22 protein-coding genes are annotated in these 24932 nt (G+C 64.6%); 13 read left to right on the top strand and 9 right to left on the bottom strand.

All coding sequences use genetic code 11. The annotated features are described in order from the left end of the window. Positions 1-189: 189 nt before the first annotated feature. From NLM15_RS13215 to NLM15_RS13205, 3 genes are read right to left on the bottom strand one after another with little or no spacing between them, the layout of a single operon-like run. Positions 190-783 (bottom strand): GNAT family N-acetyltransferase, encoded by a 594-nt coding sequence (locus NLM15_RS13215; RefSeq protein ID WP_254117411.1) that lies wholly within the window; start codon positions 781-783, stop codon positions 190-192. Then, a complete protein-coding gene (locus tag NLM15_RS13210) occupies positions 780-1862 on the bottom strand; it encodes an alpha/beta hydrolase (RefSeq protein WP_254117410.1) in 1083 nt (360 codons plus the stop codon). Before NLM15_RS13210 ends, NLM15_RS13215 begins: the two co-directional genes overlap by 4 nt. Beyond that, positions 1859-2239: a hypothetical protein gene (locus NLM15_RS13205; RefSeq protein ID WP_254117407.1), complete on the bottom strand. Its 381-nt coding sequence runs from the start codon at positions 2237-2239 to the stop codon at positions 1859-1861. Before NLM15_RS13205 ends, NLM15_RS13210 begins: the two co-directional genes overlap by 4 nt. A 168-nt stretch (positions 2240-2407) precedes the next feature. On the opposite strand from NLM15_RS13205, the gene NLM15_RS13200 reads away from it, so the two are divergent. Beyond that, positions 2408-3322 carry an alpha/beta fold hydrolase gene (locus NLM15_RS13200; protein WP_254117405.1) on the top strand — a complete coding sequence of 305 codons (915 nt, stop codon included), beginning with the start codon at positions 2408-2410 and terminating at the stop codon, positions 3320-3322. Positions 3323-3450: 128 nt separating this feature from the next. Then, the gene (locus tag NLM15_RS13195; protein ID WP_254117403.1) at positions 3451-3915 is read left to right on the top strand and encodes a nuclear transport factor 2 family protein; all 465 of its coding nucleotides are present in this window, start codon (positions 3451-3453) and stop codon (positions 3913-3915) included. Between the two features lie 26 nt (positions 3916-3941). Here NLM15_RS13195 and NLM15_RS13190 read toward each other — a convergent pair whose 3' ends face one another. From NLM15_RS13190 to NLM15_RS13165, 6 genes are all read right to left on the bottom strand, one after another. Continuing rightward, positions 3942-4616, bottom strand: a complete 675-nt coding sequence (locus NLM15_RS13190; protein WP_254117401.1) for a spermidine synthase — start codon at positions 4614-4616, stop codon at positions 3942-3944. Positions 4617-4766: 150 nt separating this feature from the next. Next, positions 4767-8003 (bottom strand): bifunctional cytochrome P450/NADPH--P450 reductase, encoded by a 3237-nt coding sequence (locus NLM15_RS13185; protein ID WP_254117399.1) that lies wholly within the window; start codon positions 8001-8003, stop codon positions 4767-4769. A 129-nt stretch (positions 8004-8132) separates the two neighbouring features. After that, positions 8133-9128 (bottom strand): alpha/beta fold hydrolase, encoded by a 996-nt coding sequence (locus NLM15_RS13180; RefSeq protein WP_254117397.1) that lies wholly within the window; start codon positions 9126-9128, stop codon positions 8133-8135. Positions 9129-9138: 10 nt separating this feature from the next. Continuing rightward, complete coding sequence (locus NLM15_RS13175) at positions 9139-10689, bottom strand: wax ester/triacylglycerol synthase family O-acyltransferase (protein ID WP_254117395.1); 1551 nt, start codon at positions 10687-10689, stop codon at positions 9139-9141. Between the two features lie 46 nt (positions 10690-10735). Further along, the gene (locus NLM15_RS13170; RefSeq protein ID WP_254117394.1) at positions 10736-11536 is read right to left on the bottom strand and encodes a triacylglycerol lipase; all 801 of its coding nucleotides are present in this window, start codon (positions 11534-11536) and stop codon (positions 10736-10738) included. After that, positions 11536-11793, bottom strand: coding sequence for a DUF6489 family protein (locus NLM15_RS13165; RefSeq protein WP_008139320.1), 258 nt, complete (start codon positions 11791-11793; stop codon positions 11536-11538). Before NLM15_RS13165 ends, NLM15_RS13170 begins: the two co-directional genes overlap by 1 nt. A 295-nt stretch (positions 11794-12088) precedes the next feature. Here NLM15_RS13165 and NLM15_RS13160 point away from each other — a divergent pair, with 295 nt between their 5' ends. From NLM15_RS13160 to NLM15_RS13110, 11 genes are all read left to right on the top strand, one after another. Further along, positions 12089-13684 (top strand): ABC transporter substrate-binding protein, encoded by a 1596-nt coding sequence (locus NLM15_RS13160; protein WP_254117392.1) that lies wholly within the window; start codon positions 12089-12091, stop codon positions 13682-13684. A 103-nt stretch (positions 13685-13787) separates the two neighbouring features. Continuing rightward, positions 13788-14768, top strand: a complete 981-nt coding sequence (locus NLM15_RS13155; RefSeq protein WP_254117390.1) for an ABC transporter permease — start codon at positions 13788-13790, stop codon at positions 14766-14768. Between the two features lie 10 nt (positions 14769-14778). After that, a complete protein-coding gene (locus tag NLM15_RS13150; protein ID WP_254117389.1) occupies positions 14779-15750 on the top strand; it encodes an ABC transporter permease in 972 nt (323 codons plus the stop codon). Between the two features lie 28 nt (positions 15751-15778). After that, the gene (locus tag NLM15_RS13145; protein ID WP_254117388.1) at positions 15779-16765 is read left to right on the top strand and encodes an ABC transporter ATP-binding protein; all 987 of its coding nucleotides are present in this window, start codon (positions 15779-15781) and stop codon (positions 16763-16765) included. Beyond that, a complete protein-coding gene (locus tag NLM15_RS13140) occupies positions 16762-17751 on the top strand; it encodes an ABC transporter ATP-binding protein (RefSeq protein WP_254117387.1) in 990 nt (329 codons plus the stop codon). The genes NLM15_RS13145 and NLM15_RS13140 overlap by 4 nt, the downstream gene beginning before the upstream one ends. 81 nt (positions 17752-17832) lie before the next feature. Beyond that, entirely contained in the window at positions 17833-19638 is a 1806-nt protein-coding gene (locus tag NLM15_RS13135; RefSeq protein ID WP_254117386.1) for a gamma-glutamyltransferase family protein, read from the top strand. 9 nt (positions 19639-19647) lie between these two features. Next, complete coding sequence (locus NLM15_RS13130) at positions 19648-20358, top strand: DUF1028 domain-containing protein (protein WP_254117385.1); 711 nt, start codon at positions 19648-19650, stop codon at positions 20356-20358. Next, positions 20355-21344 carry an ABC transporter ATP-binding protein gene (locus tag NLM15_RS13125; protein WP_254117384.1) on the top strand — a complete coding sequence of 330 codons (990 nt, stop codon included), beginning with the start codon at positions 20355-20357 and terminating at the stop codon, positions 21342-21344. The genes NLM15_RS13130 and NLM15_RS13125 overlap by 4 nt, the downstream gene beginning before the upstream one ends. After that, positions 21344-22450, top strand: coding sequence for an ABC transporter ATP-binding protein (locus tag NLM15_RS13120; RefSeq protein WP_254117383.1), 1107 nt, complete (start codon positions 21344-21346; stop codon positions 22448-22450). The genes NLM15_RS13125 and NLM15_RS13120 overlap by 1 nt, the downstream gene beginning before the upstream one ends. A gap of 21 nt (positions 22451-22471) precedes the next feature. Further along, a complete protein-coding gene (locus tag NLM15_RS13115; protein WP_254117381.1) occupies positions 22472-23980 on the top strand; it encodes an ABC transporter substrate-binding protein in 1509 nt (502 codons plus the stop codon). A gap of 10 nt (positions 23981-23990) precedes the next feature. Next, entirely contained in the window at positions 23991-24932 is a 942-nt protein-coding gene (locus NLM15_RS13110; protein ID WP_254117379.1) for an ABC transporter permease, read from the top strand.

Genomic DNA, 24932 nt, shown 5'->3' with positions numbered 1-24932 from the left:
TCACCCCGTCCTCATTGGCCCGGGGCACGGCTTATATGGCATAGTTAATTGTGCGATGCAATATTCGTATTGCACTGCGATATCACGAAATCGTGAACAGCCTTAACCGAAGGCAACATGGTGCCTCCCTGGTCAGGAAGGGTCCTGGCCGCAGCTCGGGGCGGCGGCTCTAGTGCTGGGTGGCGCTTTCTAGTGCTGGACGGCGCCTGGCAAGCCGTAAGCCTCCATCTGCGCCTGGACCTGCGCGACGTTGTGGCCGAGCACGACGATGTCGTGGGTCTTGCCGTCGACATCCCGGACATGGTCCCGCAGCAGCGCCTCGGCCTTGAAGCCGAGGCTCTCGAACAGGGCAATCGCCGCCTGCTGATCCACCGTCATCTGGACCGAGAGCTTTTCCAGGCCGGCACCAAGCGCGAGCGCGAAGGTCTCCTGAGACAGCGCCCGCCCTACCCCCTTTCCGCGCACGTCGACCGAGACCACCATGCGGATCTCGCCGACATGGGGCGACCAGGAATGCGGATCGCGCACCAGCGTGCCGCAGCCGACGACCGTGCCGCCTCTGACCGCGAGCAGGCTCGTGATCGCACCACGCTCGATCTCCTTGACCCAGGCCGACAGCACCTTCGGCTCGCTGATATTGCGCGGCAGGAACAACAGATCGTGGGTCGGCAGGCCCTTGCCGAAGGCAAGCACCGCGGCTTCGTCCGCGGGCGACATCAGGCGGATCTCAATATCGCCGGCATCGGTCTTGACGTGACGCGGATAGGAACGCTGCTCGCTCATGTCGATCTCTTCCCCAGCCAGGAGTCCAGTTTCGGCCACAGCCGTTTCACAGCGTTGGCACCGGCGACGAGCGAGACGTGACCGCCCTTCAGCATCACCTCTTCCTTGTCGTCGGATCCGATCTTCGCGATCAGATGTTTTGCGGCCTCATACGGCACGATGTGATCGTGCTCGGCGACCGCGTGCAGGATAGGCACCTTGATGTTTTCGAGCTTCGCCGCGCGGCCACCCACCGACATGTTGTCGTTGAACAGCTTGTTGTCCCACATCAGGTCCTTGGTGATGGCGCGGAAATACTCGCCCGCAAGCGGCAGCGTGTCGGTCGCCCAGCGGTCGAACATGCGGTACGACTTCACGAACTCGTCGTTCCAGATGTTCTCCCAAAGCTGGATCTGGCTCACGGTGCGCGAAGCCGGCCGCAGCATCTCGAACGACGACAAGATCATCTCCGGCGGCACGTTGCCGACGCTGTCGACGAGACGGTCGACGTCGAAATAGCGGCGGTCGGAGAAATTCGAGAACAGCTTCATCTCGCGGAAGTCGATCGGCGTGGTGAAGCAGATCAAATTCTTCATCGGCCCGTCCTTGAAGATCGAGCCGTAGAGCAACGACAGGACGCCCCCGAAGCAATAGCCGATCACGGAGACGTCCTGCTCGCCGGAATCCTGCTGTACGCGTCGGACGCAGTCCGGGATGAAGTCGAGGACATAGTCCTCCATGCGCAGACTCTTCTCCTCCGGCCGCGGCGCGCTCCAGTCCAGCATGTAGACGTCGTAGCCGCGCTTGAGCAGGAATTCGATGAAGCTCTGGCCAGGCACGAGATCGAGGATGTAGCCGCGATTGGTGGTCGCCATCACGATCAAGACCGGCACGCGGTAGATCTCGTCCGACATCGGCCGGTAGTGATAAAGGCTCATGGTGCCGCGCGAATGCAGCACATCCTTCGGAGTCGAACCAAGCGAAGGGCCCGACGTCGAGAAATATTCGACGCCCTTGATGCTGCGCTGGATTGCGCGCTGCACCTCGGACTGGATGCGATCCGGGATCGATGCGAAATCTAGTGCGGGGGCAGCATTCATGTCTGCTCTCCCTCGGACGGCGGGCGCTTGGTGCGCGGCGGTCGCAATGCCGTATCGAAGCCCTGAGATATGCCGGAACCTGCCGCCATCTGGTTCAGCATCCACTTGATCTCACCGATCTGGCCTTCGATGGCTTGCAACCGCTCGGCAAGGCCGGTGACCTGCTCGCGGCTCGGCAGGTTCATGGAAACCAGATATTTTTCCATGAGCTCACCGAGCTGCTTCTGAGCACCTGCAGCAACGCCGCCGGCCCGATTCATGGCCTGTGAAAACTCGGGCGACGACATGGCCTGATTGGCGAAGGAGTTGAACCCCTTTTCCATCTCGCCAACCATCTTCTGCCACATGGCGACGGGGTCGTTGATCTTGTCGGTCATCGGCGTCCTCCTGGTATCGAGAGCTGCGATGCCCTTCTTTTTTGCCATACCACACCGTTGCAAGGTGCCGGTCAACCGGCAAGCGGCGGCTCGATGTCGCGCACGCGACTTTCATTGCGGCGGGAAACCGTGCGATACAGCATTGACCAGCAGAGAGGGAACGCATCCGTGACCGCCCATCAGCCGCCCCAGACCATCCGCGCCAATGGCATCGACATCTGCTACGAGATCTTCGGCAACGACAATGCCGAGCCGCTGCTGCTGATCATGGGGCTCGGGGCGCAGATGATCCATTGGGACGATGCGTTCTGCGAGCAGCTCGCCGTGCACGGTTTTCGCGTGATCCGCTTCGACAATCGCGACATCGGCAAGTCGAGCCATCTGACGGGCGGCAAGCGGCTGACGCCGCTCGAGCTCTTGAAGCTGCGCTTCCTCAAAATTCCCGTGGCCGCAACCTACAAGCTGATCGACATGGCAAAGGACACGGTCGGCCTGATGGATGCGCTTGGCATCAAGTCGGCGCATCTGGTGGGGGCTTCCATGGGCGGCATGATCGCGCAGGAGGTGACGCTGTCGTTTCCCGAGCGCGTGCGCTCGCTCACCTCGATCATGTCGACGACAGGCAATCCGCGCGTGCCGCCGCCGACACGCGAGGCCTCTGCCATGCTGATGGCGCCGCCGCCGCAGAGCAAGGAGGAGTTCATGGTCCGCTTCGGCCAGACCTGGAAGGTGCTGCGCGCCGGCTCCTTTCCGGAAGAGGAAGCGCTCGATCCTGATCGTGCCGAGCGCGTGTTTGCGCGCGGGCTCAATCCGGCCGGCGTCGGCCGACAGCTCCGCGCCGTGCTCGCCTCCGGCAGCCGCAAGGAGCGGCTGCGCGGCGTGAGGACGCCGACGCTGGTGATCCACGGCACCGTCGATCCCCTGGTCCGTCCCGAGGGCGGCAAGGACACGGCAGACTCAATTCCGGGCGCGAAGCTGTTGATGATCGACGGCATGGGCCATGCCCTGCCGATGCGCTTCTGGCCGGAGATCATCGGCGCCATCGACAAGCACGCGCATGGCGCGGCGGCGCAGGCGGCGTAAGCCGGCGCGTCCGGTCTCCCGACGGTAACCATGTGAGCTGCCGGTTACTCTCTTAACGCAAGCCGGCACGAAAGCTATACAGGCCTCCCTCAATCGCAAGACAGGGGCTACGGCCTCTCGGAGCTCACATGCATCTCATCGTCCGCTCGGCCGCAATGGTCGTCGCTTCAGCTCTCATGCTGTCCCTCGCAAGCGCCGCCGCGATTGCCGCCAGCGCGCAAGAAGAAGCCAATCGCAAAGCGGTGCTGGCTTTCTACGAGAAGGGGCTCAATCAGAAGGACGCCGATGCCGCCCTCGCCTATGTCGGCGACCGCTACGTCCAGCACAATCCCAACGCCGCCGACGGTCCGGAAGGCTTCCGGAAGTTCATCGGCTTCCTGCGCGAGAAGTTTCCGAACTCGCACAGCGACATCAAGCGCAGCTTCGTGGATGGCGACTACGTCATCCTGCACGTTCACGCGGTTCGCGAGCCCGGCACGAGAGGCAACGCGATCGTCGACATCTTCAAGCTGGAGAACGGCAAGATCGTCGAGCACTGGGACGCCGTTCAGCCCATCCCCGAAAATCCCGCGAACAACAACACGATGTTCTGACGGATAGAACCGGCGGTGCAAGCGGCCTAGTTCTTCCTCGCCATCCAGATCACATGGCGCGCGCCACCGCCTCTTCCGGTGGCGCGAACGTTGACTTCGTTGACATCGAAGCCGGCGCTGCCGAGGCGCTTGGTGAAGGCGGGGTTGGGTCCGGACGACCAGACCGCGAGCACGCCACCCGGACGCAGCGCCACCTTCGCGGACTTCAATCCGCTCGCATTGTAGAGGGCGTCATTGCCCTTCCGGGTCAGCCCCTCCGGCCCGTTGTCGACGTCGAGGAGAATGGCGTCGAAGGCCGACCGTTGCGCCCGGATGATTTCGCCAACATCGGTCTCCCGGATGCTCACCCTGGGATCGTCGAGGCTGTCGCCGAAGACCTCCGCCATCGGGCCGCGCGCCCAGCTGACCACCGCCGGCACGAGCTCGGAGACCACGATCTTCGCCTTGCTCCCGAGCACCGCGAGCGCCGCACGCAACGTAAAGCCCATGCCGAGGCCGCCGATGAGAACGACGGGCTTTGCGACCTTCTCGATCTGCTTCGCTGCGAGCGTCGCGAGTGCGGCCTCCGAACCCGACAGGCGGTTGTTCATCAGCTCGTTGGTGCCGAGCTTGATGGAGAACTCCTTGCCCCGCCGCATCAGGCGGAGCTCCTCGTCGGAGCCGGGGATCTTGGCGGTATCGATCTTTTCCCAGGGAATCATGCGTGACGTTTAGCACGATCGCAATTCGTAGGGTGGGTTAGCCGAAGGCGTAACCCACCTCTTTACTTTCCGCTTGGACAGAAGTGGTGGGTTACGCCGAGCAGATGCGCTTCGCGCATCTGCAGGGCTAACCCACCCTACCATCTCGCCTTATCCACCCGCCCAGACGTCCAGCACATAGCGGTTGTTCGTGCCCATCTCCTCGATCCAGCGCGCAGCTGTGGCTGCATCGCTGCCGCTCTTCTCGCGATGGATCGCGACGAGCGCGGCCTTCACGTCGGGCTCCATCTTGCCGCCGTCGCCGCAGACATAGATGATCGCGCCCTGCTCGATCAGCGGCCAGACCCTGTCCTTCTGCGCGGCAAGCAGGTGCTGCACATAGGTCTTCGGTCCGTCCGCACGCGAGAACGCGGTGAAAAGCTCGGTGATGCCGCTCGCCGCCAGCCCCTTCAGCTCGTCCGCGTAGAGAAAATCCTGGTCGGGATGGCGGCAGCCGAAGAACAACATGGCCGGACCGAGAGCGGCGCCCTTCGCCTTGCGCGCGGTGCGCTCCTGGAGGAAGCCGCGGAATGGCGCAAGTCCGGTGCCCGGGCCGATCATGATGATCGGCACGGAGGACTCATCCGGGAGCCGGAAGCCGGCCTTGGTCTCGCGCACGGTGGCGTAGATCGCATCGCCCGCGCGCCGGTTGGCGAGATAGTTAGAGCAGATGCCCTTGTAGGTGCCGCGGCCGGAAGCGGCCGGCCCCTCGACCACGCCGACGGTGACGCTGCAACGCGCCGGATCGACCGACGGCGAGGATGAGATCGAATAATAACGCGGCGCCAGCAGCGAGAGCATCTCCAGATAGACGTGGAACGGCAATTCGCAGGCCGGGTGTTCGAGCAGCATGTCGAACACCGATTTTCGCCTGGCCAGGATCTCGGTGCGGTAACGCTCGAGCGGCTCGGCCTCCTCGCCGACGAAAGCGAGCAGCTTCGGTTTGGTGACGGGGCAGCGGGTGTGCTCGGCCATGATCTGGATCTGCTTGCGCGTCGCCACTTGCTGCAGCTCGACGAATTCGCTGAGCAGTCGGCCGACCGACACGGCGGCGCCGACCGGCAATTGCGCGCGGCGGCCCTCGGTGACCTGAAGCTTGATCTGGTCGGCCGGCAGGAAGCCGAAACGGCGGGCAACAGAATCCACCAGCGTCGGATCGTTGCGCGGCACCACACTTAGATGATCGCCGACGCGGTACGTGATGTTGGACGGCAGCTGCACCTCGATGTGACGCGTTGAACGCTCCGACGGATTGGACCCGTGCTTGTTCTGGAGTTCGTCGTTCACCAGAACCTTCATCGCGACAGCGCCGCCCTGGGCGACGATGGTGTTGACGGCGGTCACCGCCACCGGCTCGATCGCGTAGAGCGGGTCGTCCTCAGCCGTGCGGGTGAAATTCCAGTCGATGCCGAATTCCTTGGTCGCGACCTGGGCGGCCGCCGGGAACCACTTCTGGAACTGGCCGTCGAGATCGCTGCGCGCATCGCCCTCCCCGCGCGGAAAGACCGCGCGTGCACCATGCGCCGACAATTGCTCGTCGATGAAACGCGGCACCGATTGATAGGTCGCGGCCCAGTCGCTGTTGCCGCAGCCGAACACGGCGTAGCGCACATTGGCAAAGGCATCCTTCGGCAAGTCGTCGCCGAGCCATTTGACGAACTGCGTCGCATTGTCGGGCGGCGCGCCGTTATAGGAGGCGCAGATGATCAGCACGCCCCCCTCCTGCGGCAGCTTGCCGACGTAATCGTCGAGCGGCCCGAGATGCACGGCAAAGCCGTTGATCTCGGCGAGATCGGCCATGCGCGTCGCGAGCTCCTCGGCGGTGCCGAGGTTGGAGCCGTAGAGCACCAGCATGGGCGTGTTGTGGCCGGGCCGCGCCGTCGGCTGGCGCGGTGCCCTTGGCGCCGAAACCGCGGCCGCGATGGGGCCGCCATAGGCCCCGCGCTCGCGATCGGCGCGCGGACGCACCTTGATCTTGAAGCCTTCCGGCTTCATCGTCAGCGTTTCCTTCAGGTGCATCTGGTAGCGCTGGTGGTCGATCAGCTTGAAGCGCTGCAGGATCATGCCGAGCGCGAGCGCGGCCTCGTGCATGGCGAAACCGCGGCCGATGCAGGCGCGTTGGCCGTTGCCGAACGGCTTCCAGGCATTGATCGGCCGTTTTGCCTCAGCTTCACGGCTGAAATTCTCGGGATCGAACGCATCCGGATTCGGCCCCCAGACCGAGGGATCGCGATGCAGCGCGGTCACCAGGATGGTGGTGAAGGTGCCCTTCCGGAGCCTGTACTTGCCGCCGCCGATGGTTTCGTCGTTCAGTGGCGAGATGCCGTAGGCGGGCGCCGGCGGCCACAGCCGCAGCGCCTCTTTCAGGATCTGCGTGATGTAGGTGAGCTGCGTGACCTGCTGGTAGGTCGGCTTCGCGTTGACGTCGGGGCCGAAGACGCGGTCGACCTCGTCATAGGCCTTCTTGAGAATGTCCGGGTGCTTGAGCAACGCATAGAGCGTGTAGGACAGCAGGCCGCTGGTGGTCTCGTGCCCCGCGATCAGGAAGGTGTTGATCTGGTAGCGGATGTTGACATCGTCGAGCTGCTCGCCGGTCGAGCGGTCGACGCCGGTCATCATCGCGGCGAGCATGTCCTTCTTGTCGTCGATCCCTTCCGCGCTCTTGCGGCGCTCGGCGATGATCTCGTCGACCATCTTGTTCATGAAGGCGACGTCTTCGGCAAGGGTCTTGCGGCGCTTCTGCATCCAAAACTGCTCGAGCGGCAGGCCGCGCGTCATCATGATGGTTTCGAGCGAGCGCACCAGCGACTCGACGAAGGGATGGTAGTCGCGCCGGTAGAAGGAATTGAAGCGGTACTCGAAGCCGCACAGGCCGATCGTATCCAGCGTCAAGGCCGTCATGTCGTGGACGACGTCGATCTCGTCGTCGGCGTTGAGCCGCTCCCATTTGTTGACGAGCTGCTCGGCGATATCGACCATGCTCGGGTGATAGGACTGCATGGCGCGGTTGCCGAAGGGCTGGAGCAGGATGTTGTGCGCCTTGCTCCAGTTCGGCTCCCTGGTGTCCGCCGTGAACAGGCCGTCGCCGCCGACCGCGCGCACGCGCCGCAGTGCGCCGCGCACCGTCTTGTCGAAACGCTTCTCGTCGGAGAGCTCGTCGACCAGATCGTGGCCGGAGACGACGACGATCGGCGAGCCCATCATGTCGAGCCAGAAGATCGGGCCCAGCTCCTTGGCAAGCCGCGTCAGGTGCTGCACCGGCGCGGCCGAGTCCAGCGACAGCATGTTGCCGACCACCGGCTTGGTCGGCGGATGCGGGATCGGGTCCAGTCGGTTCTTGGATGACATTGACGTGCGTTTCCCCCTGACCGCGTCATTCCGGGGCAATGCGCAGCATTGAACCCGGAATCTCGAGATTCCGGGTTCGCCCTTCGGGCGCCCCGGAATGACGTCTCATTTACATCGACGACTGCGTCGTCACCCAAACCGCTTTCTACGCCATTCGATCAGCTTGGCGCTGACCTCTTCCGGCTTCTCCTGCTGCGTCCAATGGCCGCTGTCGCGGACCAGATATTTTTCGAGATCGGGAATCAGCTTGTCCATGCCGTCGGCGGAAGAAGGCGGCAACACCGCGTCGTTCTCGGCCATGATCATCAGCGACGGCACGCGGACCGTATGATCGAGTCCTTCGGCGCGCGTCCAGTTGCGCGACATGTTGCGGTACCAGTTGATGCCGCCGGTAAAGCCGGTCCGGGTGAAGTTGTCGACAAACACCTTCTTCTCTTCCGGAGACAGGATCGGCGTGCGCGGATCGTGCTTCGCGTCATAGGCCGCGATCATTTGCGGAAACGCCAGATTGACCCGCGGCGACGCGCCGACGCCGGCAACCACTTCCTCTGCCGGCGCGTCGGGCGGGCGCGGCGCCGGCTTGCGCATGAACGCATCGAAGGTCTGCTCGACACGATCGCCAAATATCCTATCGGGCTCGCGCGCGGGATCCTGGAATTGCACGATGTACATCTTGTCCCCGAAACGCGTGCGCAGGAGCTCGATCGGATCGGCCCAGGCCCGGTTGGTATGAGGCGTGTTGATGCCGACCACCCCCGCAACCCGCTCGAGGTGCCGCAACGGCATCTGCCAGACGATGAAGCCGCCCCAGTCGTGACCGACGAAGATCGCCTTGTCGATATTCAGATGATCGAGGAGCCCGACGAGGTCGCCGGTCAGGTGCTCGATGTCGTAGGCCTCGACCGGCTCGGGCCGGTCGGTTGCGCCGTAGCCACGCTGGTCCGGCGCGATCACCCGGATGCCGGCCTCGCTCAGCGCCTTGATCTGGTGACGCCAGGAGAAGGCGAGCTCGGGCCAGCCGTGGCACAGCACCATCGGCGGCTTGTCGCTGACCGGGCCCGCCTCGTAATAGCCCATGCGGATTCCGTTCGTCTGCACGAACTTGAGCGGTGGCATTTCAATCATCGCAATATTCCTACTCTGCAGCGCCCTTGATGTCGGCCGCTGGCGGCGCGTAGGCCGCTTCCAGCGCGGCAAACTCCTCCGGCAGCATGTCGCACATCACCTGCACGTGCGGAATGATGTTGGCGCCGACGATGAAGCCGAAATCGAGCTGGTCGCGATAGCTCTGCACGGTAATGTTGAGCGCCTGTCCGTGCGTCGAGATCGACACCGGGAAGATGTGCAGCAGCTCGGCACCGGCGGCATAGAGCGTCTGCCGCGGCCCCGGCACGTTGGACACCGTGATGTTGGCCGCCGGCGGCAGCACATCCGACAGGTTCGAGCGGCTGTAGAGCAGCGCGAGAACCTGCACCATCATCGGCGCGCCCAGCATCGAGATGTTGGAAATCTGCGGCATCAGGGCCCGCAACGGATGCGACATCTCCTTGGACTTGGTCGACTGCGCGATGATCGCCTCCAGCCGCGCCTTGGGATCGTCGACATTGGTCGCGATCGAGCAGATCATGCCGAACACCTGGTTGTTGGCCTCGGTGTTGCCTTCCTCGCGCAACGAGATCGGCACGGCGGCGGTCAGCGATTTCGCCGGGAGCGTGCCATATTGCTGGAGATAGCGCCGGACCACACCGGAGGCGAGCGCCAGCACCACGTCGTTGAGCTTGCCGCCGGCCTGCTTGGCGAGCGCCTTCGAACGCGACAGCGAGATCGAGACGCCGGCAAAGCTGCGTTCCGAGGAAATCGTCTTGTTCAGCATGGTCGGTGGCGACACCATGCTGGCGAGGCTTTCCCGGGATTTCGGATCGGAAATCTTGCCGAGCACGTCGGAGACGCTCTTGACCATGGTCGGAATGTTGCCGGCAAAGCGCACGGCGCTTTCAATCTGGTACATCGCATTGTCGAACAGGATCGAGCCGATGTCGCTCTTGCCGGTGCGCGGCAGTTGCAGGTTCTTCGCGGCCGCCGAGGCGTCGAGCGGCTGGGTGAAGAGCTGCTGATAGGAATCGAGCAGGTTCGCGGCGATGTCGCGCGGCTCCTGTCCGGGCTTGGCTCCCCCCGTCGGCGGATCGACCTTCCGGGGGATCGGCGAGATGTCGTAGATCATGTTGGTCAGGGCTGCGCCCGCGCCGCCGTCGATGGCGGCATGGTGCATCTTGGAATAGAGCCCGACCTCGTTGTCCTTCATGCCCTCGAACACGTAGAACTCCCAGAGCGGCCGGGCGCGGTTCAGGAGCTTGGCGTGCATCCAGCCGACGATGCGCTCGAGCGTGGCGCGGTCGCGCGGCTGCGGCAGGCTGGCGCGGAAGATGTGGCGATCGATGTCGAACTGGTCGTCCTCGACCCAGGAGGGATGATCGATATCGAGCGGCGCCTTCTCGAGCCGCGCCTTCAGGATCGGCGCGATGTGCAGGCGCGAGACGATCATCGCCTTGAAGTCTTCGAAGAAGTCGCCCTTGTAGTCCTCAGGCAGGCGAAAGATCGCCATGCTGCCGACATGCATCGGCATTTCCGGCGTTTCCAGATAAAGAAATGATGCGTCCAGCGACGACAGTTTCTTACCGTCAGCCATAGTTCCCTCCGCTAATTTTGACGGGCGCCTTTGCCGGCGCTTCTCGTCAGGCCGATACTGCCTGTTCCGGCGGGGCATATGCAATGGCAAACGGTCCTGCCCGGTCAAAAGGCCAGAATTCGCCCTCCGGCTGCGCCAGACGGTCCGCCACGGCCCACAGGGCCGCGGGGTTCACCCCGAGCCCGATATGGCTCGCCAGGTGCACCTCGATATTCTCGGAGCGATCGGAGGGACGGAGCAGACAGGTTCGCCAGTTCACGACACCGTCGGCACGCGAATAGATCGACGTCGCCGGCACCGGCAGGTCGCCGGCGATCGCCTCGCGCACTTCCGCAAAATCCTCGACACGCTCGCCGGACAACGCTTCGTAGAGCCGCGTGGCATTGGTCGCCCGCACATCGTTGGCAAACGGGCTGCCGAGCGTGACGACGTAGCGGACCATCTCGGGCGCCTGGAGCGCAAGATCTCGGGCATAGACGCCGCCGAGACTCCATCCGACCAGGCTGACCTTGCGTCCGCTCGTGGCGTGAATTTCGGCAAGGCGCGCGCGCAAGGCTTCCCTCATCCGCCCCAGCCCACCGAGATTGCGGCCCATCCGCCAGGCATGCGCCTCATAGCCGAGCTCGCTGAGATAGCGCCGCATCGGCATCATGGAGAGATCGCTGGCGAGAAAGCCCGGCAGGGCCAGCACCGGATGGCCGTCGCCCCTGGGCGCACGCATCAGGAGCGGCGACAGCATCACGCTGGCGTTGAATTCGAACAGGCCGCGGGCCTCGGCAAGCAACAGACCGAGGCTCGGCGGACGAAGCCGGCCTGACGCCTTCGGCCCGTCCGGCCCGGGCGACATTACTTCTTCTTGTCGCCGCTGCGCGGGCTGCCGAGACCGGCCATGGTGACGAACATGTCCTGAAACCGCTCCGCGATCTTCGGATCGAAGGTGAACCAGCTCTGGATCAGCGATTCCGGCGAGACCTTCTCGATGTTGGACATCATCTGCTGCTGCAACTTGTCCATCACGGCGGTCTGCATCGGCATCACGTCGGGCAGGCCGAAGAACTGGCGGGCTTCAAGGGGGGTGCAGTCGATTTCGATGTTAACTTTCATGTCCCCTCCAGATGAGATTCGAGCGGCCTGTCGCAGTATCGCCGCGAGACGGTGTGCAACGCAAGCGACCTGAGCCAGGCGGCCGGGTGCCGGCTTCCGCGATCGGCAGATATGGTCAATCAAAATCCGCCCCGCGCCCCCGGATTGTCGGTCAGCATTGCTGCACAGCGGCGCAACTTGGCGCGTTCCTTGCTGGAATGCCGCTTGCACGGGTCGAGAACTCTGGGCAACATGGATTGGATCGCCCGCCGAACAATCAAAAATCACGGCGCGGCAGAGTGGAGAGGGGTCAAGAATGTCAGTCGGTCGTCGTCTGTTTGCGGCAACGTTTGCCAGTGTCCTTGCGTTGACGGTGTCACCGGCATGGAGCCAGACGCTGCGCTATGCCAACCAGGGTGACCTGAAGTCGCTCGATCCCTATACCCTCAACGAGAGCACCACTCACGCCCATCTCGGTCACGTCTATCAAGGCCTCACCGCGCGCGACAAGGACCTCAAGATCATCCCGGCGCTGGCGGAGAGCTGGGAAACTCCGGAGCCGACCCGCTGGCGCTTCCACTTGCGCAAGGGCGTGAAGTTCCACAACGGCGACCCCTTCACCGCCGACGACGTGGTGTTCTCCGCCGATCGCGTCCGCAAGAAGGGGTCCAATATGCAGACCCGCCTTGCGCCCGACGTCAAGGTCGTCAAGGTCGACGACTACACCGTCGATTTCGTCCTGCCCTCGCCCAATCCCATCCTGCATAATGCGTGGGACGTCTGGTACATCATGGACAAGAAATGGGCCGAGGAGAACAACGTCGTCGATCCGACGCCGGTGGCGGCGACCACGCCGAGCTATGCCTCGCTCCACGAGAACGGCACCGGTCCCTTCACCATCGAAAGCCATCAGCCCGGCGTGAAGACGGTGTTCAAGGCCAATCCCAATTACTGGGGCAAGGTCGAAGGTAACCTGAAGGAGATCATCTTCACCCCGATCGCCTCCGATGCCACCCGCGTCGCCGCGCTGCTGTCGGGCGAAGTCGATGTCATCGAGCCGGTGCCGATCCAGGACATCTCCCGCGTCGATTCCAGCCCGAATGCCCAGGTGCTGAAGGGGCCGGAGCTGCGCACCATCTTCATCGGTTTCGATCAGATGCGCGATGAGTTGCTCTACTCCAACATCAAGGGCAAGAACCCGTTCAAGGACGTTCGTGTCCGCGAGGCCTTCTACAAGGCGATTGACATCGAGCTGATCAAGACGCGCGTCATGCGCGGGCTGTCGACGCCTTCGGCGCTGATGATCGCTCCGGAACTTTTCCTGCTGTCCAAGGAATTTAAGCGGCCGAAATTCGACCCTGATGGCGCCAAGAAGCTGCTGACCGAGGCCGGCTACCCCGATGGCTTCGAGGTCACCATGGATTGCCCGAACGATCGTTACGTCAACGACGCCGCGATCTGCCAGGCCGTCGTCGGAATGCTCGCCCGCATCGGCGTCAAGATCAATCTGCTGGCGCAACCGAAGGCGCAATACTTCGCCAAGGTGTTGAAGCAAGGCGGCTACCAGACCTCGTTCTATCTACTGGGCTGGACGCCGAGCACGATGGACTCCCATAACGTGCTCTATGACATCATGGGCTGCCGCGACGATGCAAAATCCTCGCGGGGCGAGGCCAATCTCGGCGGCTACTGCAACAAGGAGTTCGACGCCATCACCGACAAGGTGCTGGTCGAAACCGACACCGGCAAGCGCAACCAGCTGATCAAGCAGGCCTACGAAATCGGCAACAAGGACTGGTCCTACATCCCGCTGCACCAGCAGGCGCTGGCCTGGGGCGTATCGAAAAAGGTCAACCTGCCGCAGCGCGCCGACAATCTGGTCATGTTCCACTGGGCGACCAAGAAGGAATAGCGTCGATTGAACACGAGGTCCCGGCAGCGCAGGCTTCCGGGACCTCTCCTTTTCCGGCTGACAAAGACGTCAACCAAACGCATACCCAAGGATAGTGGAAGGCATGCTCGCTTTCACTCTTCGCCGCGCCGTCCAGGCCATCGGCGTCATGTTCGCCGTCGGCATCATCGCGTTCTCGATGTTCCGCTTCGCCGGCGACCCCGTCAACCAGATCGTCTCGATCGATACGTCCGCGGCCGAACGCGAAGTCGTGCGCAAATCGCTCGGCCTCGATGATCCCGTGCCGCTGCAATTCGTGCGCTATTTCGGCAATGCCGCGCAGTTCAAATTTGGCGTCTCATATCAATTCCGCCAGCCGGTCTCGACGCTCTTGATGGAGCGCATGCCCGCGACACTGGAACTTGCGATCTGCGCGACCGTATTTGCAATGGTGTTCGGCATCCTGATGGGCGTCTATTCGGCGCTCAAGCGCGACACCGTGCTCGCCAAATTATTCCAGGCGGTTTCGCTGATCGGCATCTCGTTGCCGACTTTCCTGATCGGCATTCTCCTGATCTACCTGTTCGCGGTGACATTGGGCTGGTTGCCCTCGTTCGGCCGCGGCGAGGTGGTCAAGCTCGGCTGGTGGACGACGGGGCTGCTGACGCTGTCGGGCCTGAAGGCGCTGATCATGCCCTCGATCACGCTCGGCCTGTTCCAGATGACCCTGATCATGCGGCTGGTGCGCGCGGAGATGCTGGAAGTGCTGCGGACCGACTATATTCGCTTCGCTCGCGCCCGCGGGCTGACCACCCGCGCCATCCATTTCGGCCACGCGCTGAAGAACACGCTCATTCCCGTGATCACGGTGGCCGGACTGCAATTTGGCTCGGTTATTGCATTTTCGATCATCACCGAAACCGTGTTCCAATGGCCGGGCATGGGACTTCTGTTCGTGCAGGCCGTGCAAAACGTCGATATCCCAATCATGGCCGCCTACCTGCTGATGGTCTCTCTGATTTTCGTCACCATCAATCTGGTGGTGGACATCCTCTACACCGTGGTCGATCCGCGCCTGCGCTCGACCATCGGTCGCGCCGCATAAGGCAGCCTCCATGTCCGACGCAGTCGCCTCCAATTCCGACAAGCAGAGCGCGTTGCCGAAGCATGCTGCCCGCAGCTGGCTCAGCCGCGCGTTCGACAGCGACGTCTTCTATTCGTTCCGCCGCTCCAAGCTGACCATGGTGGCGGCGGCCATTACCGTGCTGTTCTTCCTGCTCGCGATCTTTGCATCCGTGCTCGCGGTACAGAACCCGTTCGATCCGGCGCAGCTGCAATTGATGAACTCGCGGATCTCACCGCTGTGGACCGCCGACGGCCAGAGCCCGTTCCTGCTCGGTACCGACGAGCAGGGCCGCGACGTGTTCTCCGCCATCCTGTATGGCTTGCGCATCTCGCTCGCCGTCGGCGTGGCCGGCGTGATCTTCGCCGGCGCGCTCGGCATCGCGCTCGGCCTGATCGCCGGTTATTTCGGGGGCGCGGTCGACGGCGTGATCATGCGGATCGCCGACGTGCAGCTCACCTTCCCCGCCATCCTGATCGCGCTGCTGGTCAACGGCATCGCGAAATCGATCCTCGGCAACCGGCTGGATGCCAACAGCATGCTGGTGGTGCTGGTGATCTCGATCGGCCTGAGTTTCTGGGTGGGATATGCCCGAACGGTGCGCGGCTCCGTGATGGTCGAGAAGAACAAGGATTACGTGGCCGCAGCGCAGTTGATCGGCCTGCCCGCACCCAAGATCATGATGCGGCACGTGCTGCCGAACACGATGGGACCGATCCTGGTCATCGCCACCATCAACCTCGCGCTCGCCATCATCACCGAGGCGACGCTGTCCTTCCTCGGCGTCGGCCTGCCCGACACCATGCCCTCGCTCGGTACGCTGATCCGCATCGGCAACAATTATCTGTTCGCGGGCGAATGGTGGATCGTCGCCTTCCCCGGCCTCGCGCTCGCCGCGCTGATCCTGTCGATCAACCTGCTCGGCGACTGGCTGCGCGACGCGCTCAACCCGAAACTCCGATGAGCAAGACTTCGATGAGTATGCGTCAGCCATGACCGAACCCGTTCTCTCCGTGCGCAATCTTCGGGTCGAGTTCGCCTCCCGCCGCGGCACGCTGCGCGCGATCGATGACGTCTCTTTCGACATCGCCAAGGGCGAGGTGCTCGGCGTGGTCGGCGAATCCGGCGCCGGCAAATCCGTCACCGGCCTCGCGGTGATCGGCCTGATCGATCCCCCCGGCCGCATCGCCGGTGGCGAGATTCATCTCGCAGGAATGCGGATCGACAACCTGCCGTCCGAGGAGATGCGCCGTGTCCGTGGCAAGCGGATCGGCATGATCTTCCAGGATCCCCTCACGTCGCTCAATCCGCTGTACAAGGTCGGCGACCAGATCGTGGAGACGATCCGGACCCACCTCAATCTCTCCGAGACGGCCGCCCGCCGCCGCGCCATCGACCTGCTCGCCGAAGTCGGCATTCCCGCTCCGGAAAAGCGCATCGACGGCTATCCCCACGAATTCTCCGGCGGCATGCGCCAGCGCGTGGTGATTGCACTGGCGATCTGCGCCGAGCCCGAGCTGATCATCGCGGACGAGCCGACCACCGCGCTCGACGTCTCCGTGCAGGCGCAGATCATTTCGCTGATCAAGCGGCTCGGGCGCGACCACGGCACCGCCGTGATGCTGGTGACCCACGACATGGGCGTGATCGCGGAAACCTCCGACCGGGTCGCGGTGATGTATGCCGGCCGCGTCGCCGAGATCGGCCCGGTGCAGGACGTCGTCAGGAATCCGCTGCATCCTTACGCCAAGGGCCTGATGGGCGCGATCCCGACGCTTGCCGGGGACGACAAGCGCCTGGTGCAGATTCCCGGCTCCATGCCGCGCCTGTCGGCGATCCCGCGCGGCTGCTCGTTCAATCCGCGCTGCGCCTTTGCCTTCGATCGCTGCCGGGTTGAGCGGCCGGAGCCGCTGCCGCGCGGCGCGCAATCGGTCGCCTGTCACCTCTACGACAACGTGCCGGCGGAGAGCGCGGCATGAGCGCTCCTTTCGTCCAGGCCACAAATCTGCGCCGCGTCTTCGACGTCTCCAAGCCCTGGCTCAATCGCGTGCTCGAAGGCGGGCATCTCGAATATCTCAAGGCCGTGGACGGCGTCACCTTCGACATCAGGAAGGGCGAGACGTTTGCGCTGGTCGGCGAGTCCGGTTCGGGCAAGACCACGGTGGCTCGGATGGTCGTCGGCCTGTTGCCGCCAAGCTCCGGCGACGTGCTGATCGACGGCGTCTCGATGACCGATCCGCGGCAGGCGCCGGCGCGCCGGAAGCTGCGCCGCCGCATCCAGATGATCTTCCAGGACCCCTATGCGAGCCTGAACCCGCGCTTCCGGGTCGATGCCATCATCTCCGAGCCGATCCGCGCTTTCGACCTGATCCAGGGCGAGCGCGACATCCAGGGGCGCGTCGGCGAGCTGCTCAGCCTCGTCGGCCTGCATCCCGACGACCGGCTGAAGTTTCCGCACGAATTCTCCGGCGGCCAGCGCCAGCGCATCGCGATCGCCCGGGCGCTCGCCTCCGATGCCGAGTTCATCGTCTGCGACGAGCCGACCTCGGCGCTCGACGTCTCCGTGCAGGCGCAGATCCTGAACCTGATGCGCGACCTCCAGGACAAGTTCGGCCTGACCTACATGTTCATCAGCCACAACCTCGCCGTGGTCCGCCACATGGCGAGCCGCGTCGGCGTGATGTATCTCGGCCGCATCGTCGAGATTGCCGAGGGGCGCGAGCTATTCGCCCGTCCGCGCATGCCCTACACCAGGATGCTGCTGGGCGCCGTGCCTGATCTCGCGATGTCCGGCCGCCAGCGCATTCCGGTGAAAGGCGAGATTCCTAACCCGATCAACCCGCCCTCCGGCTGCGCCTTCAATCCACGCTGCCCGCTGGCGTTCGATCTCTGTCGCAAGGAGACCCCGGAACTGATTGACGGCGTCGCCTGCCACGCCGTCAACACCGCGCCGGTGCCTGCGTGACGCGCGCGTGCCATGCTGTCAGCGCATTGGCGGCCCGGCATTCCCTGTGATCAATTGCGCGCGCCGCAACTGAGGTAATCCATGGCCAGCAATGTCAATCCCGATCCGTTCACGACGCGCCCCGAGATCGAGGGCACATTCGGCGTCGTCGCCACCACCCATTGGATCGCGACCGCCGTCGGCATGGCCATCCTCGAAAAGGGCGGCAACGCCTTCGACGCCGGCGTCGCCACCGCCTTCACGCTGCAGGTCGTCGAGCCGCACCTGAACGGCCCGGGCGGCGACGTGCCCATCATCGTGCATGACGTCAAGCGCGGCCGCACCGAGGTGATCTGCGGCCAGGGCCCGGCGCCGGCGCGCGCCACCATCGCGCATTACAAGAGCGAAGGCCTCGACATGGTGCCCGGCACCGGCCTGCTCGCGGCCTGCGTTCCCGGCACCTTCGAATCCTGGATGATGCTGCTGCGCGACTACGGCACGATGCGCGTGCGTGACGTGCTGGAGCCCGCGATCTCCTATGCGCGCGACGGCTATCCGCTCGTCGAGCGCGCCTGCGCCACGATCCAGACCGTCGAGCAGTTGTTCCGCAAACATTGGCCGACCTCGGCCGCGGTCTATCTGCCCAACGGCGAGGTGCCGAAGCCCGGCACGCTCTTCACCAACAAGACGCTCGCCGCCACCTACACCCGGATCTTGAATGAAGCCGAGAGCGGTGGTGGAGGCCGCGACGCCGAGATCGAGCGCGCGCGAAAGGCGTGGTCACAAGGCTTCGTCGCGGAAGCCATCGACAAGTTCTGCCGCACCCAGGAAGTGATGGACGTCAGCGGCTCGCCGCATCGCGGCGTGCTCTCGGCCGACGACATGGCGCGCTGGCAGCCGACCGTCGAGGCGCCGCTCACCTACGACTACGGCCGCTACACCGTCTGCAAGGCCGGCGTCTGGAGCCAGGGTCCCGTGACGCTGCAGCAGCTCGCGCTGCTGAAGGGCTTTGCGCTCGACGGTCTCGATCCGACCGGGCCGGAATTCATCCATCTCCAGATCGAATGCGCAAAGCTCGCCTTCGCGGACCGCGAAAAGTTCTACGGCGATCCAAAATTCAGCGAGATCCCGATCGCAACGCTGCTATCGGACGCTTATAATGACGAACGCCGCAAGCTCGTCACCGACAAGGCTTCGCTCGATCTCCGGCCCGGCGCGGTCGAGGGCTTCGGCGGCGTGGTCAAGCTGCGCCGCGCTGAAGGCCAACGCGAGGCCGTTGGCGCGCTCGGCGCCGGTGAGCCAACCGTGGGGCGCTTCGGCGAGGTGCGCGGCGACACCGTGCATTTCGACATCATCGACAAGGCTGGCAACATGGTGTCCTCGACGCCGTCGGGAGGCTGGCTGCAATCCTCGCCTATCATTCCCGAGCTGGGTTTCTGCCTCGGCAGCCGCGCACAGATGTTCGATCTGGAGGAGAACCAACCGAGCTCGCTCGCGCCGGGCAAGCGACCGCGTACGACGCTGTCACCCACCATGGCGCTGCGCGACGGCGAGCCGTATCTGGCCTGGGGCTCGCCCGGCGGCGACCAGCAGGACCAATGGATCACTCAATTCTTCCTGCGGCACGTCCACTGCAATCTCAATCTCCAGGAGTCTATCGACGCGCCGGCCTGGCACTCCGAGCATTTCCCGATCTCGTTCTGGCCGCGCACGGCGCGCCCGGGCGTGCTCGTGGTCGAGAACCGCGTGCCGAAGGCGACGATCGAGAACCTTCGCGAGCGTGGACATATCGTGGAGGTCGGCCCCGACTGGTCCGAAGGCCGCCTCACCGCGGCCTCGCGCGTCGGTGTGCGCCGCCGCGCCGCCGCCAACCCGCGCGGCATGCAGGGCTACGCCGCAGGACGCTGAAGGCAGCACATGACCTGGTCGATCATCGCGCGAGATCCTGCCACCGGCCAGTTCGGCATCGCCGTTGCGACCCGCTTCTTCGCCGTCGGCGCGCGGGTGCCCTACATTGCCGCAGGGCTCGGAGCCATCGCAACGCAGGCCTTCGTCAATCCCTATTACGGGATCGACGGTGTCAAGCTGCTCGGTGAAGGCCTGAATGCGCATGACGTTCTCGCCGCCCTGCTCGCGAGTGACGACGGCCGCGAAAGCCGCCAGGTCCACATCATGGACGCGAGCGGCGAGATCGCCGCGCACACCGGGCGCGACTGCGTCGACTGGTGCGGACACGTCGCCGGCAGCGGCTTCTCCATTGCTGGCAACATGCTGGCGGGCGCCGACGTGCTCGACGAGACCGCGAAGACCTATATCGCCAATGACAGCCTGCCCTTCCCGCGCCGCCTGCTTGCCGCCATGCGCGCGGGCGAGGCCGCCGGCGGCGACAAGCGCGGCAGGCAATCCGCTGCGCTTTTGATCCACGGTGAGGAGGAATGGCCGGCGCTGGACATTCGCGCCGACGATCATCCCGACCCGCTCGGCGAGCTCGAACGGCTCGAGCGCGTCAGCCAGGAGCTCTGGGTGCACTTCCGCAGCTCCATGCCGACCCGGCAGAACCCGGCCGGCAACACCGATCGCAGCGTCATCGACGCCAGCATCGCGGCAGCGCGCGCCAAGCGGTCATGAGCGCGAGCCCTCTCATCGAGATCAAGGATCTGCGCATCCGCTTCCACGGCGACGACGGCCGTATCACCCATGCGGTCGACAGCGTCGATCTCAGCGTCGCCAACGGTGCGACGCTCGGGCTCGTCGGCGAATCCGGTTGCGGCAAGAGCGTGACGTCGCTGGCAATCATGGGCCTGCTGCCGAAGCAAAGCGCGGAGATCACTGGCGCGATCCGCTTCGACGGCCTGGATCTGCTCAAGACCCCGGACCAGACCTTGCGCGACCTGCGTGGCAACCGGCTGGCGATGATCTTCCAGGAGCCGATGACGTCGCTCAACCCGAGCTTCACCATCGGCGACCAGATCATCGAGGCGATCCTGCGCCACCGCGGCGGCTCACGCCGCAGTGCGCGCGAACGGGCGATCGAGCTCTTGCGCCGCGTCCACATTCCCTCGCCCGAGCGGCGGATCAACGAATATCCGCACAAGCTTTCCGGCGGCATGCGCCAGCGCGTGATGATCGCGATGGCGCTCGCCTGCGACCCGCGGCTCCTGATCGCGGACGAGCCGACCACGGCGCTCGACGTCACCTTGCAAGCGCAGATTCTGGAGCTGATGCGCGAATTGAAGGCGGCGAGCGGCGCGGCCATCATCCTGATCACCCACGATCTCGGCGTCGTCGCCGAAGTCTGCGACGAGGTTGCGGTGATGTATGCCGGCGAGATCGTCGAGCGCGCGCCGGTGGACGAACTCTTTTCGACGCCGCAACATCCCTACACCGTCGGCCTGCTCGGCTCGATCCCGCGGCTCGACCATCGCGCCGAGCAGCTCGCCACGATCGAAGGCATGGTGCCGAACATGATGCAGCCCCCCGCCGGCTGCCGTTTCGCCGCGCGCTGCCCCTTCGTGCTGGACGCCTGCACCGAGGCGCCGCCGCCGCTGGTCGAGATCAGCCCCGGCCACCTGTCGCGCTGCATCCGTGCGCCGCTCGAACGTCTGGTGTCGTGATGGCGCTGCTCGAGGTCGAAGGCCTGGTCAAGCATTTCGTCGCCCAGCGTTCGCTGTTCGGCCGGGCGTTAGCGCATGTCAAGGCGGTCGACGGCGTCAGCTTCACGCTCGAAGCCGGCAAGACGCTGGCCCTGGTCGGCGAATCCGGTTGCGGCAAATCCACCGTCAGCCGCCTGGTGCTGCGGTTGATCGAGCCGGATGCAGGCTCGGTGCGTTTCGCCGGCCGCGACCTGCTCTCGCTGGACGCCGAGGCGCTCCGCGCTTTCCGCCGCGAGGCGCAGATCATCTTCCAGGACCCCTACGCCTCGCTCAATCCGCGCATGACGGTCGGCCAGATCCTGACGGAGCCACTGGCGCTGCACGATCTCGTGCCGGCGGCGCAGCGGCGCGAGCGCGTCGCGGAACTGCTGCGACTGGTCGGACTGGAGCCGCGGCTGGCACGGCGCTATCCGCACGAATTCTCCGGCGGCCAACGCCAGCGCATCGCCATCGCCCGCGCACTCGCGGTCGAGCCGAAGCTGATCATCTGCGATGAGCCGGTCTCGGCGCTCGACGTCTCGATCCGCTCGCAGATTCTCAATCTCCTGCGCGAGCTCCAGGACCGGCTCGGCCTCGCCTACATTTTCGTTTCGCACGACCTCGCCGTCGTCAAGCACATCGCCGACCACGTGGCCGTGATGAATCTCGGCCAGATCGTCGAGACCGCGGAGGCGGACGCATTGTTCGCCGCGCCGCGGCATCCCTATAGCCGGGCGCTGCTGTCCGCGATCCCACTGCCACAGCCGAAGGCGAAGCGAACCACGGTCCTGCTGCAAGGCGAAATCCCGAGTGCGCTCAATCCGCCGGCCGGCTGCCGCTTCCACACCCGCTGCCCCTTCGTCGTCGACCGCTGCCGCACCGAGGCGCCGGAACTGGTAGCCGACAGCGCAGGCCACGCCGCCGCCTGTCACCGCGTGAGCGAGCTGCCGTCTGCCGACGCCATCCTGCCGGCCGCCGGCGGATTTTCGCCCGCGCTTGCAAAATTGGTCGCCGCCTTCAGCCGAAAGACGGAAGGCGCCGGCCCCGCCGGGGTTGGTATACAAGGCGCGGCGCCGACCACGATTTAGCCGAACAACGAGGACTGTCCGATGAAGATGTATCGCCTGGCCGCAACGGCCGCCGCCCTCCTGCTGTCCGTCGCAACGACGCAAGCCCAGACCACGCTGCGCATCGGTCTGGCCGAGGACCCCGACATCCTCGATCCGACCATGGCGCGCACCTATGTCGGCCGCATCGTGTTCTCCGCGTTCTGCGACAAGCTGTTCGACATCGACGAGAAGCTCAACATCGTGCCGCAGCTCGCGCTATCCAGCGAGACGGAAGACGACGGCAAGGCGCTCGTCATCAAGCTTCGCCCCAGCGTGAAATTCCACGACGGCGAACCGTTCGACGCGGAAGCCGCCAAATTCTCGCTGGAGCGTCACCTGACGTTCCCCGGCTCGTTCCGCAAGCCGGAGCTCGCCTCGGTCGACCATATCGAGGTCGTCGATCCCCTCACCATCCGCCTGGTGCTGAAGTCGCCGTTCTCGCCGCTGCTCGCCCAGCTCACCGATCGCGCCGGCATGATGATGTCGCCGAAGGCGGCAAAGGAAGCCGGCGACAAGTTCGGCCTGCGTCCGGTCTGTGCTGGTCCCTACAAGTTCGTCGAGCGCGTGCAGCAGGATCGCATCGTGTTCGAGAAATTCGCCGACTACTGGAACAAGGACAACGTCTTCATCGACCGTATCGTGTTCCAGCCGATCGTCGACGCCACCGTGCGGCTGGCAAACCTGAAATCCGGCGGCCTCGATCTGATCGAGCGCGTGCTCGCCACCGACCTGAAGGAGGTGCGTACGGATTCACGGCTGAAGGTCGCGACCGCGATCGAGCTCGGCTATCAGGGCATCACGCTCAACATCGGCAAGGACAAGGCCAAGGGACCGCTCAGCCAGTCCGCCAAGGTGCGGCAGGCACTCGACCTTGCGATCGACCGCGAGGCGATCAACCAGGTCGTATTCAACGGCGAATTCCAGCCCGGCAATCAATGGGTCAATCCCGACCATCCCTACTATCAAAAATCCCTCCCGGTCCGTCCCCGCAACGTGGAGAAGGCCAAGGCCCTGCTGAAGGAAGCCGGCGTGACACCGCCGGTCAGCGTCGATTTCCTGGTGCCGAAGGGCGCGGAGACCGAGACGCCGGCGCAGGTGATCCAGTCGATGGCGGCGGAAGCCGGGTTCGACATGAAGCTCCGCGTCACCGAATTCGCGACAGGGCTCAAGCAGGCCGAAGCCGGCGACTACCAGGCCTTCATGCTCGCCTGGAGCGGCCGCGTCGATCCCGACGGCAACACCTTCGTCTTCCTGCACAACGGCGCTCCGCAGAATTACGGCGCGTGGAACAATGCGCAGGCCGACAAGGCGCTGGAAGACGCGCGATTGGTGACCGACCCCGCCAAGCGCAAGGCCAGCTATGAGGCCCTGGCCAAGCTGGTCCAGGACGAGGAGCCGCTGTTGTACCTCTACCACCGCCGCATCATCATCGCGCACACGACGAAGCTCGAAGGCTACAGGCAGATGCCTGACGGCCTCGTGCGCGTGATCGGCCTCAAGCTGAAGTGACACACCAGGGATGCTGAACTTCCTCGCCCGCCGCCTGCTGCAGATCGTGCCGACGCTGTTCTTCGTCTCGGTGCTGATCTTTTCGCTGCAGCAATTGCTGCCGGGCGATCCGGCCCTGGTGATGGCGGGCGAAGAGCGCGATCCTGCCGTGATCGAGCAGATCCGGCACCAGTACCGGCTCGATCAGCCCGTCCCCGTGCAGTATGCCTACTGGATCAAGGGCGTGCTGTCGGGCGATTTCGGTGAGTCGCTGCGCAACAAGATGCCGGTGCGCGAGCTGATCGCACAGAAGCTGCCGGTGACGCTGCAGCTCGGCTCCATGGCGATCATCATCGCGTTCCTGATCGGCATCCCCGCCGGCATCGTCGCGGCCGTGAAGAAAGGCTCGGCCTGGGATTACGGCGCCAATTTCTTCGCGCTATGGGGTATCTCGACGCCGAATTTCTGGCTCGGGATCATGCTGATCTTCCTGTTCTCGATCGAGCTCGGCTGGCTCCCCGCCTCCGGCTATGTGCCGCTCACCGAGAACTGGCGGGCGAGCCTGGCTGCCACCATCATGCCCGCCTTCGTGCTCGGCAACGCGATTTCCGCGATCCTGATGCGACATACCCGCAGCGCCATGCTCCAGGTGTTGGAGAGCGACTATGTCCGCACCGCGCGCGCGAAGGGCCTCTCCGAGCGTTCGGTGATCCTCAAGCACGCCATGCGCAACGCGCTGACGCCCATCATCACGCTCGGCGCACTCGAGCTCGGCACGCTGTTGTCGGGCGCGGTGCTCACCGAACAGATCTTCTCCATTCCCGGATTCGGCAAGCTGATCGTGGACGCCGTGTTCAACCGCGACTACGCCGTGGTGCAGGGCGTGGTGCTGGTGACGGCCACGGTCTACATCACGCTCAACCTCGTTGCCGACATTGCCTATATCCTCGTCAATCCGCGGCTGAGGGGCTAG

It is taken from the genome of Bradyrhizobium sp. CCGB20 (genome assembly GCF_024199855.1).
In the GTDB taxonomy this organism is placed as follows: Bacteria; Pseudomonadota; Alphaproteobacteria; order Rhizobiales; family Xanthobacteraceae; genus Bradyrhizobium.
Note: the sequence above shows the minus strand (reverse complement) of the source record. Positions and strands in the feature narration are given on the sequence as shown.